This is a genomic window from Variovorax glacialis, from assembly GCF_051216375.1.
In the GTDB taxonomy this organism is placed as follows: domain Bacteria; phylum Pseudomonadota; class Gammaproteobacteria; order Burkholderiales; family Burkholderiaceae_C; genus Variovorax.
Window position 1 is genome coordinate 738,836 of the sequence record NZ_JBPJZT010000002.1, and the last position, 19,814, is coordinate 758,649.

Below are 19,814 nucleotides of genomic sequence, written 5' to 3' on the forward strand. Positions count from 1 at the left end.
ATTGCGCACCGCACAAAGACGACAACAGGCGCGCCTCGCCGAATCACCGATTCCACCCAACCCGCAAGGAGACAAACCCATGCCGACCACCCGCTTCCTGACTTCGGCCGCCACCCGCGCCGTGCTGGCCCTTTCGGCCATGCTCGCGCTGGCCGCCGCGCCAGTGCAGGCCCAGGACAAGCCCGTCAATCTCAAGATGTCGAGCTGGGTGCCGGCGCAGCATCCGCTGAATCCTTCGCTGCAGGCATGGGCGGACGACATCAAGAAGGCATCGAACGGCACGATCACCGCGACGCTGTTCCCGTCGGAGCAACTCGGCAAGGCCTTCGACCACTACGACATGGCGCGTGACGGCATCGCCGACTTCGCCTACATCAACCCCGGTTACCAACCCGGCCGCTTCCCGATCATGGCGGGTGCTTCACTGCCCTTCCTGTTCGCCAACGGCAAGGGCGGATCGGCCGCCATCGACGAGTGGTATCGCCAGTACGCCGCCAAGGAAATGAAGGACGTGAAGTTCTGCTTCGCCTTCGTGCACGACCCCGGCACCTTCCACGCGCGCAAGAAGATCACCCTGCCGACCGACATCAAGGGCATGAAGATCCGCCCGGCCACCAGCACCATCGGCCAGATGGTCACCTCGCTCGGCGGCACCAACGTGCAGGCGTCCGCACCCGAATCGCGCGACATGCTGGAACGCGGCGTGGCCGATGCCATCACCTTCCCGTGGGGCTCGATCGGCCTGTTCGGCATCGACAAGGTGGTGAGCTACCACATGGACGTGCCGCTCTACGTCACGCCCTTCGTCTGGGCCATGAACCAGAGCAAGTACGACAGCATGTCGCCCGCGCAGAAGAAGGTGATCGACGACCACTGCACCAGCGAGTGGGCCGAAAAGGTCGCCACGCCGTGGGCCGACTTCGAGTTCGCCGGCCGCGCGAAGATCGCCTCGCAACCGGGCCATGAGATCTACAAGCTGACGCCGGAACAGCTCGATGCCTGGCGCAAGGCCACCGCGCCAGGTGAAGCGCAATGGGCGGAAGGCGTGAAGAAGGTCGGACAGGATCCGAAGGCGGTGATGGATTCGCTGAAGGCCAGCCTGGCGAAAAACAAGTCCAGTTTGTGATGTTGCTCGCCCCCAGGCTGCGCGCACTTCGTGTCGCTTCGCCTACCCCCTACCGGGGGCGGGCCGGCCGCTTCGGGCGGCCGGGCGCGGCGGCCCTCGCGATTGATCGTCGTGTGGAGATGCAATGACGAAGCGTTCGGAAAACGTTATGGACAAGATGATCAACACGATCGAATGGCTGGCGGCCATGTTCGTGGGGATCGTGGCGTTGAACATCTTCATCGCCGTCGTTCTTCGCAAGTTCTTCGACACCTCGATCCCGGACTCCTACGACTTCGGTCGCATGCTGCTCGGCATCCTGATCTTCTGGGGCATCGCGGCGACGAGCTACCGCGGCGGCCACATCACGGTCGACCTCGTGTGGACCGCCGCCGGACCGCGCATGAAGCGGTGGATCGACGTGTTCGCCACGCTGGTGCTGCTCTTCGTCGTCGCGGTGCAGACGGCCACGCTGTTCGACAAGGTGCGCGCCACCTACGTCGACAACGTGCTGACCTACGACATGAACATTCCCACCTGGCCCTTCTATGCGGTGGCCTGGCTCGGCGACGTCTCGGCGGTCGTGCTGATCGCGATCCGCACCTATCGATTGATCTTCCATCCCGAACTGCTCCATGACGAGAAGCCTGAAATGAAAGCAGACGAATGAGCATCGCTGGACCGCTCCGAGATGGGAACGCCCCCTGGGGGGCAGTGAGGACACGTCAGTGCCGAACGCGGGGGCCCCATGAGCACTGATGCGATCGCAGTTCTTGGCTTCGTCGTCCTGTTTGCGTTGATGCTCCTGCGCGTCCCGGTCGGGATGGCGATGGGGCTGGTGGGTGTCACGGGCTACGCATGGATCGTCGGCCCCGGCCCCGCGCTGAAGCTGGTCGGGCAGACCTCCATGCGTACGGTGACCGACTACACCTTCGGCGTGATCCCGATGTTCATGCTGATGGGTGCGCTGGTCTCCGTCTCCGGCGTGAGCCGCGAACTGTTCAAGGCCGCCAATTCGATGATCGGCCATCTGCGCGGCGGCCTCGGCGTGGCCACGGTGCTGGCTTGCGGCGGCTTCGCGGCCATCTGCGGCTCCTCGGTTGCGACCGCGGCGACCTTCTCGGCAGTCGCGTATCCGGAGATGCGACGCTTCAACTACCCGCAGTCCTTCTCCACCGGCGTGATCGCGGCGGGCGGCACACTGGGCGCGATCCTGCCGCCGTCGACGGTGCTCGCGGTCTACGCCATCCTCACGCAACAGGACATCGGCAAGCTCTTCATGGCCGGCATCATCCCCGGGATCCTGGCCATGACGATGTACGTGCTGACCATCGTCATCATCGTCAAGCTGCGACCCGACTGGCTGCCCGGCGGCGAAATCAAGCCCTGGAAGGAGCGCGTGGCCGATCTCAAGAACGTGTGGGCGCCGCTGGTGCTCTTCGTCTTCGTGATCGGCGGTCTCTACGGCGGCTTCTTCACGCCGACCGAGGCGGGCGGCGTGGGCGCGAGCGGTGCCTTCATCCTGGGCCTGCTGCGGCGCAAGCTCGACGGCCCGAAGATCCGCGAAGCGCTGCTCTCGGCCACGCGGACGGCGGCGGCGGTGTTCACCGTGCTGATCGGCGCGCTGCTGTTCGGCTACTTCCTCACCATCACGCAAAGCCCGCAGAAGCTGACCGAGTTCCTCACGAGCCTGGGCATCGGCCGCTATGGCGTGCTCGCGCTCATCATGCTGATGTACCTCGTGCTCGGCTGCCTGATGGACGCGATGGCGATGATCATCCTGACCGTGCCGATCATCTTTCCGGTGATCGTGCATCTCGGATTCGATCCGATCTGGTTCGGCGTGATCATCGTGATGACGGTGGAACTGGGCCTGATTCATCCGCCGGTGGGGATGAACGTGTTCGTGATCAAGAGCGTGGTGAAGGACGTCAGCTTCACGACGATCTTCAAGGGCGTGCTGCCGTTCATCCTGACCGACATCGTGCGCCTCGTGATCCTGATCGCGTTCCCGATCATTGCGCTCTGGCTTCCCTCAAAAATGTAGACATCCCCCAGGCTTCGCGCACTTCGTGTCGCTTCGCCTACCCCCTTTGCAAGGGGGCAATACCGGCGGACCGGCGGAGCCGGATCCGCGGTATTCCTCTAGAGAACGTTGGCCCACATGAGTCCTGAGATCATTTACACCGTGCGCGTGGAGTTCGGCGACTGCGACCCTGCGGGCATCGTCTGGTTTCCCAATTTCTTTCGCTGGATAGACGCGGCTTCGCGGCACTTCTTTGCGGAGCGTGGCGTGCCTCGCTGGGAGGAGACGACCAAGACACTGGGTGTGATCGGCACGCCGTTGGTCGACACGCACACGCGCTTCGTCAAGAGCGCGAGCTACGGCGACACGCTCGGCATCGCCGTGACCATCCCCGAATGGCGCGAGAAGAGCTTCGTGCAGCGCTATCGCGTCACGCGCGGCGAGGATTTGATCCTCGAATGCGAGGAGGTGCGGATCTTCGCGGCCAGGCGCGAGGGGGGTGGGATCAAGGCGGTGCCGATTCCGGCGGAGATCAGGCGCTTGTGTGAAGAAGAAGACGCCGGCTGACGCTTGAGGCTCGACATCATCCGCTTGTCAAGCCGAACGCACAACGCTTGAGTCCGCGCAATTGCGCGACTATCCTGTCCCCGGAGACACCGGCCGCTTGCCGCAGCGCGGCCGCACAACGGGAAGAGGATGGAGCCATGATGGATTTCATGATCGCCTACTGCGGCCCCGCCGCGGTCCCGGACGACCTGTGGTCGCGCTGGAACACGGACCCGTTGCTGCTCGCAGCCCTCGCCGTGCTGGCTTTCGCGGTCTCCAGTCGTCGTTCGTCGGATGTGCGTGCCGGATGGGCGGCGATCGCACTGATGCTGGTGGTCTTCGTGTCGCCGCTGTGCGCGCTGTCTTCTGCGCTGTTCTCCGCTCGGGTGCTGCACCACATCATCCTCGTGGCTGCCGTGGCACCCCTCCTTGCAAAAGCCTTTCCGCCGCACGGGCCCAGCCGCGTGCCACTGCCCGCGCTGGTCACGGCGCATGCCGTCATCCTCTGGCTCTGGCATGCACCGGGCGCCTATGCCTGGGGACTCGCCAGCGTGCCCGCCTACTGGCTGATGCAGGTCTCGCTGCTCGGGAGCGCCTGGCTGATGTGGCGCGCCATCCTCGCACCTGCGGTCCACGCCGGTCCCAAGCTGGTGGCGCTGGCGGCGACGATCGGACAGATGGGGCTTCTGGGCGCCGTGATCGTCTTCGCGTCCGCACCGCTCTACTCGGTGCACATCGCGACCACGGCCGCCTGGGGGCTGACGCCGCTCACCGACCAGCAGTTGGCCGGGTTGCTGATGTGGGTGCCGGCGATGCTGCCGTATCTCGGCGCAGGGCTATGGATCGCGTGGTCCAGCCTTCGCCCGCGGGAGCCCGCGCTGTGACGACCGCGCTCAAGTTCGCCCACCTTGCGGCGATCGCCATCTGGTCGGGCGGGCTGCTGGCCCTGCCCTTCCTGTTCTGGCAGCGCAAGACCGTCGTCGCCGGGCCGGAGCTCGACCGCCTGCATCGTGTCACGCGTCTGGTCTATGTGGAACTCACGTCACCCGCGGCCTTCATCGCCATCGGCACCGGCACGGCGCTGATCTTCCTGCAGGCGACCTTCGTGGAGTGGTTCTCCATCAAGATGGTGCTGGTCGGCCTGATGGCGATGCTGCACGTCGTGGGCGGCCTCGTGCTGCTGCAGCTCTTCTCACCCACGGGTCGATTCGGATGGCTGTCCTACGTGACGCTGATGACCGCCTATGCGGTGGTGATCGCCGGCATCCTCTGGGTGGTGCTGGCCAAGCCGCACATCGATTCGAACGCAGTCGCCGCGCATCTCTTCGAGCCGGGTGCGCTCGGAAAGTGGATGCATCAGTCCTTCGGCGTGACCAAGATGCCGACGCCATGATCGAACACGAGCTTGCCACCGTGCCAGCCGGCGAAACCCACCATCACCGAGGAGAGGGCCGAGAGGGCCAGGCCGTGCGGCAGCACGGACACCGGGTCGATCAGCCGCAAGCCCCAGTTGGCGCCGGCGATCGCGACCAGCGTCATCGCGGCTACGGCATGCGACCAGCTCGCCTCCAGCAACCGGATGCCACGCACGAGGAGCAGTTCTCCGGTGCCGACGATGCTGGCCGCCACGCCGGTCCAGAAGGCGGCGCCTGCCGACCAGAGCCCAGCACGCAGCCAGAACACATCGCCCGTCCACCAGTAGAGGACATCGACACCGAGCGTCGCGACGACGAAGGCGACGGGGAAGTGCACCATCATCACGTGGATCGGATGCCCCACCAGGGCGACGGCAGAGCCCATGTCGAGCCGGTTCAGTTCCAGAAGAACCTCGCTGGGAGGTGGGGTCCGCTCGCCTTTCGCCATGCTGCTCCTCCTTCGCGCCGGGGTCGGCCGATGTGCGGCCATCGTAGCGTCTTGCTCCGGACGCTCCAAGCGTCATCGACAGCGGTGCTCGCAAGCTGCAAGGGGCCACTGTCGACGCTCGACCCTTCAGGCCCGGCAGCGCATTCGATCGCCACGATGTGGTGGGTGATGCTGATCGGCGCGGGCGTTCTCTTCCTGATGCTCATGACCTTCTTCATCCTGGTGGTGCGCCGCCCGGGCTGGGGTTCGAGCGTCTCGCCGGCGCGATGGATCGTGATGGGCGGACTGGTCCTGCCGGCCGTGGTGCTGCTGCCATTGCTCGCCTACGGGCTGGTCGTCGGCGAGCGATTGATTCCGCTGCCCGGCAGCACGCCGCCGCAGCGCATCGAGGCCGTGGCGCAGCAGTGGGCATGGACCTTCCGCTACCCCGAACGCGGCGGCGTCGAGACGCGCAACGTCCTGCTTCTGCCCGCGGGCACACCGGTCGACATGGTGGTGACGAGCAAGGACGTGATCCATGCCTTCTGGGCGCCCCGCTTCGCCGGCAAGATCGACGCGGTGCCCGGCAAGGTCAACCGGCTGCGCATCCAGGCCGACGCGCCGGGTCGCTACGAAGGCACCTGCGACGAGTTCTGCGGCATCGGCCATGCGCGCATGCGCTTCGTCATCATCGTCCACCGACCCGAGGACTTCTCCGCCGCGCTGACGCAGGCGACCCACGCACCGGAGGCGAAGCAATGAGTGGAACCGTCGTCGACCCACAGGCGCAAGGCAGCGGCGGCAGCAAGGGCAGCGCGTTGCGCCTGCACCGCCAGCTGAGCCGGATCTGGGCCACGGGGCCGGGCTGGCAGCGCTTCGCCGCGGTCAATCATTCGGTCATCGGCGTGCGGATGATGGTCACGTCGTTCACCTTCTTCGCGATCGCGGGCGTGCTCGGCATGCTGACGCGGGTGCAGCTGGCCACGCCGCATTCCGGCTTCCTCGACCCGGAGACCTACAACCAGGTCTTCACCATGCACGGCTCGATGATGCTGTTTCTCTTCGCCATCCCGATGGTGGAGAGCTTCGCCGTCTACCTGACGCCGAAGATCCTTGGCACGCGCGACTTCGCCTTTCCGCGGCTGACGGCCTATGGCTACTGGTGCTACCTGTTCGGCGGCACGATCCTGACGGTGTCGCTGATCGTTGGCGTGGCGCCCAACAGCGGGTGGTTCATGTACACGCCGCTGAGTTCGAACGTCTTCACGCCGGGCCTCAACTCCGACGTGTGGCTGCTCGGCATCACTTTCGTCGAGATCTCCGCGCTGTCGCTCGCGATGGAGATCACCGTGTCGATCCTCAAGATGCGCGCGCCCGGCATGTCGCTCGACCGCATGCCGATCTTCGCGTGGTACATCCTGGTGACGGCCATGATGATGATCGTGGCCTTCCCGCCGCTGATCCTGGGCTCGATCCTGCTGGAGATCGAGCGCGCCTTCGGCCTGCCCTTCTTCGATCCGACGCGCGGAGGCGATTCGCTGCTGTGGCAGCACCTGTTCTGGCTGTTCGGCCATCCGGACGTCTACATCATCTTCCTGCCGATGGCCGCCGTGCTGTCGACCGTCATCCCGGTCTTCGCCAACCGCGAACTGGTCGGCTACCGCGCGATCGTGGTCGCGATCATCGCGCTCGCCTTCCTGAGCTTCGGCATCTGGGTGCACCACATGTTCACGGTGGGCATCCCGCACCTGGCGCTCGCTTTCTTCTCGGCCGGCTCGGCGATCGTCGCGGTGCCTACCGCCGTGCAGATCTTCGCGTGGCTCGCGACGCTGTCGCACGGCAAGCCCCGCTGGGACGTGCCGATGCTCTACATCTTCGGCTTCTTCTTCGTCTTCGCGATGGGCGGGCTGACGGGCGTGATGCTCGCGATGGTGCCTTTCGACTGGCAGGCGCACGACACCTATTTCGTGGTCGCGCACATGCATTACGTCGTGGCCGGCGCGCTGGCGTTCCCGATGATGGCCGGGCTCTACTACTGGCTGCCGCTGCTGACCGGGCGTGCCGCGGTGCACCGGCTGGCCGTGCCTGCCTTCTGGCTGATCTTCATCGGCTTCAACATGACCTTCTTCATGATGCACCTGACCGGCCTGATGGGCATGCCGCGGCGCATCTACACCTACAACGGCGACGAAGGCTGGAACGCGCTCAACCTGCTCTCCTCGGTCGGCAGCTTCGTGATGACCATCGGCTTCGGGCTTCTGGTGATCGACCTCTTCGTGCAGCTGCGCTACGGACGCCGCGTGCGGCGCGACCCCTGGCGCGCCCAGACCTTCGAATGGGCGATGCGGATTCCGCCGGCACCCTATTGCTTCGCCTCGATCCCGCACGTCGGGCCGCAGACCGACGGCGTCGCGCCCGGCGATCTCGCGCTGAAACTGGCCCGCGGCGAAGGCTACCTGGCGTTCACCCGCAACGGCTGGCAGGAGACGATCGGCGTGCACGCGACGAGCGGCAAGCCGGACCAGTTGATCGTGCTGCCCAACCCGACCTACCTGCCGCTGGTGACGGCCATCGTGACGGGCGGGGCGGTCCTGGGCCTGCTGTTCAAGCTCTACCTGCTCTCGCTCGTGCTGGCGCTGATCACCTTCGGGCTCTTCGTGTTCGCGGGGCAGCGTGCGGGCCTTCCGCGCGACTATGGCCCGCTGCCCGTCGGTATGGGGGTGGAGGTGCCGCCGCACACCGAGGTGGCCAGTTCGCCCGCATGGCTGTCGCTGATCTGCACGCTGGTGGCCAACGGGACGCTGTTCACCTCGCTGGTGTTCGGCACCTTCTATCTCTGGCTGGCGGGTGCCAACTGGCAGACGATGGCGCCGCCCGAGCCGAACCGGCTGATGGCCTTCGGCGCGATCGCCTGTCTCGTCGTCGCTGCGGTGACGTCGCGCGGCGCGCTGAAAGCCGTCATTGCCGGTCGCGGCGCCGTCGGCTGGATCGGCCTGACGGGACTCCTGCTGCTGGTGGTCATCGCCGCCGTCCTGGGCCTGATCACAGGTGTCACGCCGCGGCCGAGCGAGCATGCCCTCGGTGCGACCGCCGCCGCACTGCTCGGCTACGTGGGACTGCATGCCTTCATCGGCCTGATCTTCCTGATCAGCAACGTCCTGCGTATCGGTGGCGGCTTCGTGTCGCAGCGTCGGCACACCGACCTGCGGCTGACGCGGCTCTGGATCGACTACACGCTGGTGACCGGCCTCATCGCTGTGGGCCTGGTGCTCGCGTTGCCCGCACTCGTCACCGTTCTGGGAGCGCGGCCATGAGCGCTGTATTGATTCCGTCGCGGCGCCTCTGGTGGCTCACAGGCGGCTTCATCGTCTGGTGCGTCGCGCTCGTGGTGCTGTACGCGATGCACGCCATCGGCTGCGCCTTCGGCTGGTCTGGCGGCGCATTGCGCTGGAGCCTCGTCATTACCTTCCTCGCGCACCTGATCGTTATCGGATGGATGTGGGGCAAGTTCGCGAAGGGCTCCCCCGATCCGGCATCGGGAAAGACCGGCAGCTTCCTGCACGACGCCATCGTCTGGACCACCATCGCCGCCTTCGCGAGCGGCGTGCTCGCCCTCGGCCCTCCCCTGCTGCTCACCACATGCATCTGAAGGCGCGCGCACCAACCAGGGATACCGCAGAACCGGCTTCGCCGGGCTGCCGGTATCCCCCACTCGCAGGGGGTGGGCGGCTACACAAAGTGAGCCAACCTGGGGGTGGGCCATGACTTTCAAGGTGGTTTGGTCGGCGGTTTATCTGCTCTTCATCCTTGCGCCGCTGCTCGCCTTGCTCACCGGCGCATTGCCGCCGAGCCGTGATTTCTGGACCGAGTTCTCGGTTGCGCTCGGCTACTCGGGCCTGGCGATGATGGGTCTGCAGTTCGGCCTCACGGCGCGCTTCCGGTACGTCACCGATCCCTGGGGCGAGGACGTCATCTACCACTTCCATCGCCGCATCTCGCTGATTGCCGTCAGTCTGGTGCTGGTGCATCCGATCATCCTGATCGCGGCCGGCTCGGAGAAGCTCGCGCCGCCCGAGTCGCTCCGCGACGTGCCACTGGGCGCGGTGTTCGCGGTGATCTCCATCGGCTCGCTCGTCACGCTGGTGATCATGGCGCTGTGGCGCACGAAACTAAGGATCAGCTACGAGTTCTGGCACATCGCCCACATCGTGCTCGCGGTGGTCGCCGTCGGCGGTGGGCTGCTGCACATGGTCGGATGGGGCTTCTACCTGGCCGATCCGTGGAAGCGCGCGCTGTGGGTCGGCATGACGATCTTCTGGATCGCGCTGCTGCTCTACGTGCGCCTGATCAAGCCGCTCTTCATGCTGCGCAGGCCGTACCGCGTGGCCGAGGTGCGAAAGGAACGCGGCGACACCACCACGCTGGTGATGCGGCCCGAAGGCCACCCGGGCTTTCGCTTCAGCCCCGGCCAGTTCGGCTGGCTGACGCTGTGGGGCAGCCCTTTCAAGATCACCGGCCATCCGTTCTCGTTCTCGTCGAGCGCCGAGGTCAACGACGGCAGCGTCGCGATGACCATCCGCAACCTGGGCGATTTCACGAGCGCGATCAGCCAGGTGCCGGTCGGACAGCGCATCTACCTCGACGGGCCGTATGGCGCCTTCACGATTGGCAATCCCGCGGACATGCACGTGCTGATCGCAGGCGGCATCGGCATCACGCCGATGGTGAGCATGATCAGCACGCTCGCCGACCGCGGCGACAAGCGGCCGCTGATCCTGCTCTACGGCAGCAAGGACTGGGATTCCATCACCTTCCGCGAGGAACTGGAGGCGCTGCAGAAACGCATCGATCTCACGGTGGTGCATGTGCTCTCGCAGCCGCCGGAAGGGTGGACGGGCGAGCGCGGCTACATCAATGCGGAAGTGTTCCGGCGTCACCTGCCGCCGGGCTATGCCGACCACGAGTATTTCATCTGCGGCCCGAACGTGATGATGGATGCGATCGAGGCGGCGCTCGGCGAGATGAAGGTGCCGCTTTCCAAATACCACTCGGAGCGCTACAGCTTCGTCTAGGAGGTCCCGATGCGTCGATTGTTCGCCGACCGGCTCGCCCTCGCCACGGGCGTCGTCGTCGTCGTGGTATCGCTCGCGTTTGCGCTCTGGCGTTCGGCCGGGGCGTGATCAGCGCGTACCGGCGCCGCGTGTGGAGTAGTTGACCAGCGGTCCCGGGCCGATCGCGATTGGCGGGCCCGGGTCGTTGCGCGGCGCGACGACAGCCGGGGCGGGAAGCGCGCCACTCTCGTAGCGAGGCCCCGGTCCGGGAGCGATCGGCGGACCCGGGTCCGGGTAGGCCGGCCGCGAAGCCGACACATCGCGACTGGCCGGAGGCGCTGTCACGGCCGGCCGGCGCGAATAGTCATACAGCGGACCTGGACCGGCGGCGACCGGCGGCCCCGGATCGGGCTCGACGCTTCGACGCTCGGACGAAGGCACTACCGGCACCACGGGCACCACGGGCGGCTCGTCATCCGCCGCTCGATCTCGCGAACCCCTGGCGGCGTACGTGCTCGCCCGCGCAGACCGGGTCGGCGCCCGGCTCTCGGCCTTGGGGTACGACGGAACGGCAGCCGGCCGCTCCGTGGTCGCCCGCGATGTCTCCGCGGAGACCGCACCGCGCTCGGGAAGCAATGCATGGAGGGGCGAACTCGCCCCGGCCTCCGAGGCCGCAGAGGCCGCCGGGGCGGCCGGAACTGCTGCAGGCGTTGTCGCCGCAACCGGCTCGGAATTGACCGCGGATGGAGGGGACGCCGATGCCTCGGAGGGCGCCGGCGAGCTGGGCGCCGGGCCCCCAGAAGGTGCGAACAGGCCCATGATCTCCGCCTTCAGCGGCGGCGCGCCCGGTTTGCTCGTGACGTAGAGACACCACAAGGTGAAGCCGACGATCATCGCCAGCGCCACGTAGGCGGCCTTCAGCCAGAAGGCTGCGGTCTCGGCAGGCAGCACCGGAACGGCCGCGCTGCTGCGCGATGACGCTTCAAGAGCGGGCCGATGCGACATGACCGGGTCGAGCGCACCCGGCCCCGAGGGCTCGAAGCCCGGCAAGGGACGCGCGCATCCCGTGCAGAACTTGGCCTTCGCGCGGTTGGTGCTACCGCAGGCGCTGCAAACGACCGACTCCGACATGACCGTCAACTCCGTGAACGACAGGAAAAAAACATGTTGCATGACTGCCGCGCGCTGTATGTCAGCAACTTCCTACGCCGTGCGTCCGAAAGCCGACGCAGCAAGTTCAGGGCCAACTCGCCCGATCACCCGTCGATCACCGCGGCGCCCTGGGCTCGGGCCAAGCCATGCGCAATACAACGTTTGGACGACGATGCCCGCCGCATGCAGGTGTCCAATGGCGCAGGGAGTCTTCATGACGACGGGAGACAGCATGACCAAGCTTGCGCTGTGCATCGGCATCAACAACTACCCTGGCACCGACATGGACCTGGCGGGTTGCGTGAACGATGCGAACGATTGGGCCACGGCGTTGACGGCGCGCGGATTCAGCGTGCGCAAGCTGCTCGACGCGCAGGCGACCAAGGCGGGCATGGTCGAGGCCTTCCAGCGCATCGTCGGACAGGCCACGAGCGGTGACGTGGTCGTCATCACCTACTCGGGCCACGGCACCTACCAGTACGACACCGACGGCGAAGAGGCCGACGGCCTCGACGAGGCGCTGTGCCCCTACGACATCCGCACGATCGATGCGGCCCTGATCGACGACGAGATCCACGCGATCTTCATGAAACGCAGGCCCGGCGTGCACCTGGTGCTGATCTCGGACAGTTGCCACTCGGGCACGGTGAACCGGGCGCCGCCGAACAGCGCCGACAGGGAGGCGGGACGCATGCCGCGCTTCATGCCGATGCGAAGCTGGATGTCGGCGGCGCGGCTGGCCAGGGGCGGCCCCAAGGGCGCGGCGGCACCGGGCAACGCGAACCACGGCGCAGCGTCGGCCTTCGCCGATGCGAAGAAGGACGATGCCGGCGACGTGCTGCTGGCCGGCTGCGAGGAAGGCGAAGACCACTTCAGCTACGACGCGAACTTCGCGAACCGCCCGAACGGCGCCTTCACCTTCTACGCCCTGAAGGCCCTGCGCGCGCTCCCGGCAGGCGCCAGCTATGTGACGTGGCACAAGGCACTGGCGGACGACCTTCCGTCCACGCGCTACCCGCAGAAGCCGCAATTGCAGGGCAGCAAACAGGCCACCGGCCGGGCCATCTTCTCCTGAGAGCGCCGGAGACAGCATGGCGGAGCCGATCGTCCTGAGGATCACCGGACGCAAGAGCGACAAGCCCGAGGTTCCATCACTGCTGCGTTCCACGACACGGGGAGGCGTCGGCGATACCGCGCAGGACGCGTTTCTTCCGAGCGGCCTGCTGCAGGCGAAGGCCAGCATCGACCTGAGCGCGAGCGCACGCGGCGCACCCGATGGCGGCAGCAATGATCTGGAGGCCGATGCCGACGAAGTGCTCGTGATCGAACTGGCCGACGGCGGGACGCTCATCACCAGCCCCGCCCGGCTGAAGGCCGCCTTGCAGCGCAACCGGCCCGACCTGGTCGACGCCGAAGGGCACGTGCTTTTCGACCGCCTGAACGCCGAGGGTGCCACCCTGCAGCGCGGCGTCTTCACGAGCACGGCCGGCAGTCTGGTCAACCACGTGATCTCCCTGGCCGTGGGGCAGGACGCGCTGATCGACGCCGCCCAGGGCAAGCTCGCCGAACTGCTGTCAAAGGGCAAGCCCAAGGCCGTCGACGCAGCGGAGATCGGCGTGAGCTGGCTCGGCACCAAGGCATTGATGTGGGCCATCGAGGAGCGCCTGGGCCGTCCCGCGGGCCATCTCTATCGCTGGAACGACGCGGGCGGCCAGCTCGAAGGCGGCGCGGCGGACGACACCGCGCGCATGATCGACGCCGACGGCAAGGCACGACCCGCGCTGGTCTTCATCCACGGCACCGGATCGAGCACGCTGGGCAGCTTCGGCGACCTGCAGCGCAGCGACCGCAGTCTCTGGGCGCGGCTCGAGAGCAGGTTCCCGGGCGGCATCTACGGCTTCGAGCACCGCACGCTGTCGGAGAGCCCGATCGAGAACGCGCTGCAACTCGCGACCGCCCTGCCGCGAGGGGCGCACATCAGCCTGGTCACGCATTCGCGCGGCGGCCTGGTCGGCGACCTGATGTGCCTGCAGGACATCGACCAGCACATCGACAGCTACAGCTTCGCCTTCCCCGGTGTCGGCGACGCGCAAGGCCGCGAGGCGCAGGTCCGCAAGGAACTCGATCGCGCCCATGCCGAGCACCGCGACCAGCTGCGCGCACTGTTCACCATGCTGCGCGACAAGGCGCCGGTCATCGAGCGCTACGTGCGCGTGGCCAGTCCCTCGCAGGGCACGAAGCTCGCAAGCGGCAACTTCGACGTGTTCCTGTCGGGCGTGCTGACGCTGATCGGCCGCGTGCCCTACTTCTTCGGCAATCCGCTGTACTCGGCCTTCAAGCGCGTCGTGATCGAGATCGCGAAGAACCGCACCAACCCGCACCTGGTGCCCGGCATCGAGGCGATGCTCCCCGACTCGCCGATGGCGGCGCTGCTGCGCGACGCGGCGGTGCAACCGGGCGTCCGCATGGCGCTGGTCGCCGGCGACATCCAGGGCGGCAACCTGCTGATGCGCATGGGCGTGCTGCTCACCGATTTCCTGTTGTTCGAGAACACCGACAACGACCTCGTCGTCGATACCGCGTCCATGCTGGCCGGCGTGGCGGCGAAGACCCAGGCGCGCGTGATGTTCGACCGTGCCTCGGACGTGTCGCACTTCAACTACTTCGGCAACGTCAAGACACGCAGCGCGATGCGCGACTGGCTGGTGATGGACAAGCCGGACGACGTCGATGCCTTCCGCGTGCTGCCCGCGCAGTTCACCAGCCTCGATGCGGCGGGCATCGGCGCATCGCGGGACGCGGTGGCGGTGGACCGGCCGGTCGTGGTCGTGCTGCCGGGCGTCATGGGCACCTACCTCGATGCGGACGGCAAGCGCGTCTGGCTCGATCCGCTCTCGCTGGCGGCCGGGGGCCTGGCGAGCATCGCCTTCGGCGCCGACAAGGTGACGGCCGGCGATCTCTTCGGCAAGACCTACGGCGCCATCTGCGAGTACCTCGCGGCCAGCCACCGCGTGGTGCCCTTTCCCTACGACTGGCGTCAGCCGCTGGACGTGCTGGGCGAACGGCTCGGCACCTTCCTTGAACAGCTCACGAAGCAGACCGCGCAGCCTGTTCGTCTGTTGGCGCACAGCATGGGCGGGCTGGTGGTGCGCGCCTGCATCCATCGCCGGCGCGACGTGATGGACACATTGATGGCGCGGGACGGCGCGCGCCTGGTGATGGCGGGGACGCCCCACCAGGGCTCGCATTCGATGGTCGAGAACATGCTCGGCAAGGGCAATGCGCTGCGCGCGCTGGTCCGGCTGGACTTCCGCCACGACCTGCAGGACGTCCTCGACATCGTTGCCGGCTTCCGCGGCGCGCTGCAGCTGCTGCCGCGGCCCGGCTTCGTCGACACCTTCGAAGGACAGCCCGACGGCGGCGAGCCGCAACGCTACTGGGATGCGGAGACCTGGAAGACGCTCAAGGCCCGGAACACCGACCTCTGGTTCGGCGACCAGCGATGCGCCCAGCCCGACGCCGAGACGCTGGCTTCCGCCGGCTGGCTGTGGACGGAAGACGCCAAGGTCGACGCCCTCGGCGCACCGGCATTGCCCGCCGCCTACCAGTCGAAATCGATCTACGTCTTCGGCGTCGCCGCCAACACACCCTGCGGCGTGCGCGTCGAGGACCGCGGCGGCAGCCCGCGCCTGCGCATGGTGTCGACCACGCGCGGCGATGGCACCGTGACCTGGGATTCGGGCCGCATCGGGGGTATCGGCAGCTTCTACTACCTGCCGGCCGTGCATGGCGATCTGCTTGCGACCGCCAGCGGCTTCGCCGCCTTGGCCGAACTGCTCGTCACCGGCGCCACGGGCGCGCTCGATCGCAGCCCGCCAGCAACCCGCGCGACGGGCACCGAGCGGCCTGTCAGCTACGACCCGGGCCCGCCGAACGCCATCGACGATGCGACTCTCGCGGCGGCGGTCACCGGCGGCACGCCCGGCAGCCACGTCACGCCGCGCGCAAAGCTCCGGCTCGACGTGAACCTGAAGGCGATGGATTTGCGATTCCTCGCCTGCCCGATCCTGGTCGGGCACTACGAGAACGATTCGATGGCCGGCACGGAGGCCCTGATCGACACCGAGTTGATGGACGGCCAGCTCGCGCAGCGCAAGGCGCTCGACCTCTACGCCGGACCGCTCGGCACCGCCGCCGTGGTGCTGCGCGCACCGAGCGCGCTGGACCGGCGGCGCGGCGTGCTGACGGGCGCGGTGGTCACCGGCCTCGGCCCCTACGAGGGCAACCTGAGCCAGGCCGCCCTGATGCTCGCGGTGCGCGCCGGCGTCCTGCGCTACCTGCTGCAGGTCGTCGACGTGATGGGCCGCGAGGACCGCGAGGTGCCGCTCGCGACGCTGCTGCTGGGCTACAACTCTTCGGCCAATCTCACCATCGCGGCGTCGGTGGAGGCGGTGGTGCGCGGCGTGATCGATGCCAACGAGAAGTTCAAGCGCACGACCGGGCTGTCGGTGCGCGTGTCGCGGCTCGACATCGTGGAGCTCTATCTCGACACCGCCATCACCGCCGTCTACGAACTGCGCCAACTCGCGCCGCGACTGCAGGCGACGGCCGCGGCCAAGGACATCCTGCTGGCCTGCAACGGCGAGCTGGTGCAGGGCATCGGCTTGCGCCAGCGCCTCTTCGACACTCGCGGCGCCAGCTACTGGCCGCGCCTGATCGTCACCGATGCGGACGACCAGCCGGACAAGCCCAGGCCTCCGGGCACGACCCGGCTCGCCGACCGGCTGCGCTTCCTCTACGTCGGCCAGCGCGCGCGTTCGGAGACGGTGGTGCAGCAGCGCCAGCCCAGCCTGATCGAGACGCTGGTGCGCCAGCAGATCAGCCAGACCACCTGGAACCCGGACTTCGGGCGCATGCTGTTCCAGTTGATCGTGCCGCCCAATTTCAAGGACGCGGCGCGGCAGTTGCAGCGCATCGTGCTGGTCGTGGACGGCGCCACGGCGAACCTGCCGTGGGAGCTGATGCTCACCGATCCGCTGTTCACGCCCGAAGCGCAGGGCGACGATCCGCTGCTGCCCCTGGCGCTCTGCACGCCGGTCGTGCGGCAGTTGGCGTCGTCGGCGTTCCGGCGCGATGTGCGCCAGAGCATCGCGCACAACGCCTACGTCATCGGCAATCCTTCGGTGCAGGGCTTTGCGGCCGCCTTCCCCGATCCGGCCAATCCGCAAGGCAGGGATCCGGACCCGCTCGCGGGAGCGGAAGTGGAAGCGACGGCCATCGCCGGCCTGTTCGCCAACATGGGGTACGACGTCAGCCGGGCGATCGGCGCGGACAACCTTGCCACCGACGTGCTGGCCAAGCTCTATCGCAAGGCCTATCGCATCCTCCACGTCTCCGCGCATGGTGTGTTCAACCAGCCCCACGTGGACGGGCTGCGCCGCAGCGGCGTCGTGCTCTCGGGCGGACTGCTCATCACCGCCGCCGAGATCGAGGCGATGGAATCGGTGCCGGAACTGGTCTTCCTCAACTGCTGCCACCTGGGCCAGATCGACCCGGGTGGCGACGGCGGCCCGACGGTGCGCGATGGCAACAAGCTGGCCGGCAGCGTGGCGCGCGAGCTGATCGACATCGGCGTGCGATGCGTGGTGGTGGCGGGCTGGGCGGTCGACGACAAGTTGGCCCAGCAGTTCGGGGAGGTCTTCTACCAGTCCTCGTTGCAGGACCGCAGGCCCTTTGGAAGCGCCGTCTTCGATGCGCGCCAGGCGCTGTGGGCGGCGAGGCCCGACAACGTAACCTGGGGCGCCTTCCAGGCCTACGGCGATCCGCTCTGGCTGGCCGAGCCCGAGGCCGACGGCGCGGCGGCACGCGCGTCCGGCGGCGTGCCCTTCGTCTCGCTCGACGAGATGCTCGACGACCTGGCCCGCGCCAGGGTCGAAGCCTCGCGCCAGCCGGACCGCCAGCTCGAAAGCGAGCGGCAGGCGCGCATCGAGGCCATCGAGGAGGCGCGGGACAAGCGTTGTCCGCCCGCCTGGTTGCGGCTCCCGGCGTTGCAATCGGCACTGGGCGCAACCTGGCGCGACCTCGGCTGCCTCGACCGGGCGCACGACGCGCTCCTGACCGCGATCCAGGCGGTCGACCTGCAGGGACGCGTTCCGATCCGCGACATCGAGCAACTGGCTGCGGTGGAGGTCGAACTGGGTGCGGCGCAGGCCGCGCAGGACATCAACCGCATCCGCGCCCACCAGCAGGCCGGCAAGGGGCGCCCGCCCAAGCCAGTGCCCACGGGCCTGCCGCTGATCGAGCAAGGGATCGAGCGCCTGACATCGCTGGACAGGCTAGTGTCGAACGGCGGCATCCGCCATGGCGGCGCGGCGGCATCGGTCAACGCCGATCGATTCGCGCTGCTCGGCACCGCCCACAAGCGCAAGGCCGTGGTATTCGCCCTGCACCTGCTTCGGCTCGACGGCAGCGCGACGCAGAAAGCCGGCTGGCGAGACGCCATGTTGGACGCGGCCCGCGCCGGCCTGCAGGCGTACACGCAGGCGGAAGGCGTTGCCGGTGACGACGAGGGCTTCTGGCCGTACAACGCCCTGCATGGCCTGGCGCTGCGCGTGGTGCTCGATGGATGGGATGCCCCCGATGAAATGTCGGCAGGCGTGGCGCTCGCCCGCCAATGCGGTCTGGCCGTGTCACGGACCTACGCCCTCGAAAGCGATCCGTGGGACGTCGTGCTGAGCCCCGAGGCCGTGCTGGTGGAGCACCTGCGTGACGGCAGCATGGCGGCCACGGGCGACGAAGGCGAGCGCGCGCTGAACGACGTGCTGCAGGCTTATCGCAGCGCTCTCGAAACCCTGGGCCCGAAGGTCCGACACGTCGACCGCACCGTCACGCACATGGAGATGCTGTCGATCCTGTTCGACGCGCGCTTTCTCACCGGCGGCGGAGAAGGCTACCGGCGCATGGCCGACGGCCTCGTCGCGCTCGTCAATCAGTTGCGGCCGGGGCGCGACGCGCGCACCGACCGGCCGAAGGCGGCGCCCCCGGGCTGAACCGCGAGGCCGCCCTTCGCACGTTCAATGCGCCGGCCGATGCCAGGTGGCGCTGTAGTCCTTGTCGGTGTAGAGCGTCCAGAGCGCCAGCGCGGCGATCACGATGCCGCTGCACACGGCAGCGAGCATCGCGACCTGCAGCGCGCTGAAGCCGAGGACCCACGGCGAGACCACCAGCCAGACGCCGAGTGCGCATTCGGTCCATTCTTCCCACGCCCTCGGCACGATGATCGCGCCCAGCGCGGCCGCGATGAGCGCAACGCCCACCACCACGGCGTTGGCCATGGCCACCGTGGAGCCCTGGAAGCCCAGGGCCCATGGCGAAAGAACGACCCACACGCCGAGCAAGGCGTTGACCACATCCTGCCAATGTTTCAGCTGCTTCATGACACACCTCCTGCCGCCGGCAGACCGCGGAGCGCGCCCGACGGCAAGAGGTTGGATCGCGCCAGCTCAGCCGTGTTCCGCGGTCCGCACGATTCGCTGGTCGAACCAGTCGTCCAGCATGGCCTTCTCGTAGCGAAGGCGATCCTCGGGCGAATAGGGGTTGACGGTCATGAGGTAGTTCAGGGCCAGGACCTGCTCCTCCGCGCTCGCCACGGGCTGGCCGTCGCGCGTCAGCGTGTAGCGCAGCTTGAAGCGCGGCCATGTGATGTCGCGCAGGATGCGGACATTGTCGTAGCCGCGAAAGCGCCACGGTTCGAACCAGCCGGCGAGGTCGATGTCCAGCACCTCGATGCGCAGCGAATCGCCGGCCGCGAGGCCGCGGTCCGCAAGGCGCATGAAGTGGCGCTCGACGTCCCGCAGCACGACGTCGCGCTCCGCTGCATCACCGTAGGGGTGCGCGTAGACGGCGTCCGTGTACTTCTCCGGGTGAACGAAGACGACGGACAGGTCGGCCGCGGACACCGAGGCGGATGTACCGAGGGCAAGGATCGCAGCGGCCGCAAATGTGAAGGCGAAGGGGCTGGACATGGTGTCCTCCTTCAGGAAGTGCAAGCTCTTTCGAGAGTTCGACACCCGACGGGTTCCGCGCGGACAAA

The 19,814-nt window shown here is 67.6% G+C and carries 16 protein-coding genes; 12 read left to right on the top strand and 4 right to left on the bottom strand.

Annotation, left to right across the window (positions count from 1 at the left end; translation table 11 throughout):
- Window positions 1–79: 79 nt before the first annotated feature.
- From ACSFBL_RS07910 to ACSFBL_RS07935, 6 genes are all read left to right on the top strand, one after another.
- Window positions 80–1,126, top strand: coding sequence for a TRAP transporter substrate-binding protein (locus tag ACSFBL_RS07910; protein WP_435515184.1), 1,047 nt, complete (start codon window positions 80–82; stop codon window positions 1,124–1,126).
- A 148-nt stretch (window positions 1,127–1,274) separates the two neighbouring features.
- Window positions 1,275–1,775, top strand: a complete 501-nt coding sequence (locus tag ACSFBL_RS07915; RefSeq protein ID WP_435515185.1) for a TRAP transporter small permease — start codon at window positions 1,275–1,277, stop codon at window positions 1,773–1,775.
- Between the two features lie 78 nt (window positions 1,776–1,853).
- A complete protein-coding gene (locus ACSFBL_RS07920) occupies window positions 1,854–3,152 on the top strand; it encodes a TRAP transporter large permease (RefSeq protein WP_435515186.1) in 1,299 nt (432 codons plus the stop codon).
- Between the two features lie 117 nt (window positions 3,153–3,269).
- On the top strand, window positions 3,270–3,698 hold the full coding sequence (locus ACSFBL_RS07925) for an acyl-CoA thioesterase (RefSeq protein ID WP_435515187.1): 429 nt from the start codon (window positions 3,270–3,272) through the stop codon (window positions 3,696–3,698).
- A gap of 137 nt (window positions 3,699–3,835) precedes the next feature.
- Window positions 3,836–4,561 carry a cytochrome c oxidase assembly protein gene (locus ACSFBL_RS07930; RefSeq protein ID WP_435515188.1) on the top strand — a complete coding sequence of 242 codons (726 nt, stop codon included), beginning with the start codon at window positions 3,836–3,838 and terminating at the stop codon, window positions 4,559–4,561.
- Entirely contained in the window at window positions 4,558–5,070 is a 513-nt protein-coding gene (locus ACSFBL_RS07935; RefSeq protein ID WP_435515189.1) for a CopD family protein, read from the top strand. Before ACSFBL_RS07930 ends, ACSFBL_RS07935 begins: the two co-directional genes overlap by 4 nt.
- Here the strand turns inward: ACSFBL_RS07935 and ACSFBL_RS07940 are convergent.
- Entirely contained in the window at window positions 5,034–5,540 is a 507-nt protein-coding gene (locus ACSFBL_RS07940) for a DUF2231 domain-containing protein (RefSeq protein WP_435515190.1), read from the bottom strand. The genes ACSFBL_RS07935 and ACSFBL_RS07940 overlap by 37 nt on opposite strands.
- An 84-nt stretch (window positions 5,541–5,624) precedes the next feature.
- Between ACSFBL_RS07940 and coxB the strand changes: the two genes are divergently transcribed.
- The 4 genes from coxB (at window position 5,625) to ACSFBL_RS07960 (ending at window position 10,591) form a co-directional block, all read left to right on the top strand.
- Window positions 5,625–6,281, top strand: coding sequence for a cytochrome c oxidase subunit II (gene coxB / locus ACSFBL_RS07945; protein WP_435515191.1), 657 nt, complete (start codon window positions 5,625–5,627; stop codon window positions 6,279–6,281).
- Window positions 6,278–8,833: a cytochrome c oxidase subunit I gene (ctaD, locus tag ACSFBL_RS07950; protein ID WP_435515192.1), complete on the top strand. Its 2,556-nt coding sequence runs from the start codon at window positions 6,278–6,280 to the stop codon at window positions 8,831–8,833. Before coxB ends, ctaD begins: the two co-directional genes overlap by 4 nt.
- A complete protein-coding gene (locus ACSFBL_RS07955; protein ID WP_435515193.1) occupies window positions 8,830–9,168 on the top strand; it encodes a hypothetical protein in 339 nt (112 codons plus the stop codon). Before ctaD ends, ACSFBL_RS07955 begins: the two co-directional genes overlap by 4 nt.
- A gap of 112 nt (window positions 9,169–9,280) precedes the next feature.
- A complete protein-coding gene (locus tag ACSFBL_RS07960; protein ID WP_435515194.1) occupies window positions 9,281–10,591 on the top strand; it encodes a ferredoxin reductase family protein in 1,311 nt (436 codons plus the stop codon).
- 108 nt (window positions 10,592–10,699) lie between these two features.
- Here ACSFBL_RS07960 and ACSFBL_RS07965 read toward each other — a convergent pair whose 3' ends face one another.
- Window positions 10,700–11,743, bottom strand: a complete 1,044-nt coding sequence (locus ACSFBL_RS07965) for a hypothetical protein (RefSeq protein WP_435515195.1) — start codon at window positions 11,741–11,743, stop codon at window positions 10,700–10,702.
- Window positions 11,744–11,954: 211 nt separating this feature from the next.
- Between ACSFBL_RS07965 and ACSFBL_RS07970 the strand changes: the two genes are divergently transcribed.
- Window positions 11,955–12,797 carry a caspase family protein gene (locus ACSFBL_RS07970; RefSeq protein WP_435515196.1) on the top strand — a complete coding sequence of 281 codons (843 nt, stop codon included), beginning with the start codon at window positions 11,955–11,957 and terminating at the stop codon, window positions 12,795–12,797.
- Between the two features lie 16 nt (window positions 12,798–12,813).
- Window positions 12,814–18,771 carry a DUF7379 domain-containing protein gene (locus tag ACSFBL_RS07975; RefSeq protein ID WP_435515197.1) on the top strand — a complete coding sequence of 1,986 codons (5,958 nt, stop codon included), beginning with the start codon at window positions 12,814–12,816 and terminating at the stop codon, window positions 18,769–18,771.
- A gap of 24 nt (window positions 18,772–18,795) precedes the next feature.
- Here the strand turns inward: ACSFBL_RS07975 and ACSFBL_RS07980 are convergent, their stop codons facing one another.
- Window positions 18,796–19,158: an SPW repeat protein gene (locus ACSFBL_RS07980; RefSeq protein ID WP_435515198.1), complete on the bottom strand. Its 363-nt coding sequence runs from the start codon at window positions 19,156–19,158 to the stop codon at window positions 18,796–18,798.
- Between the two features lie 66 nt (window positions 19,159–19,224).
- Window positions 19,225–19,746: a DUF3016 domain-containing protein gene (locus ACSFBL_RS07985; RefSeq protein ID WP_435515199.1), complete on the bottom strand. Its 522-nt coding sequence runs from the start codon at window positions 19,744–19,746 to the stop codon at window positions 19,225–19,227.
- Between the last annotated feature and the right edge of the window lie 68 nt (window positions 19,747–19,814).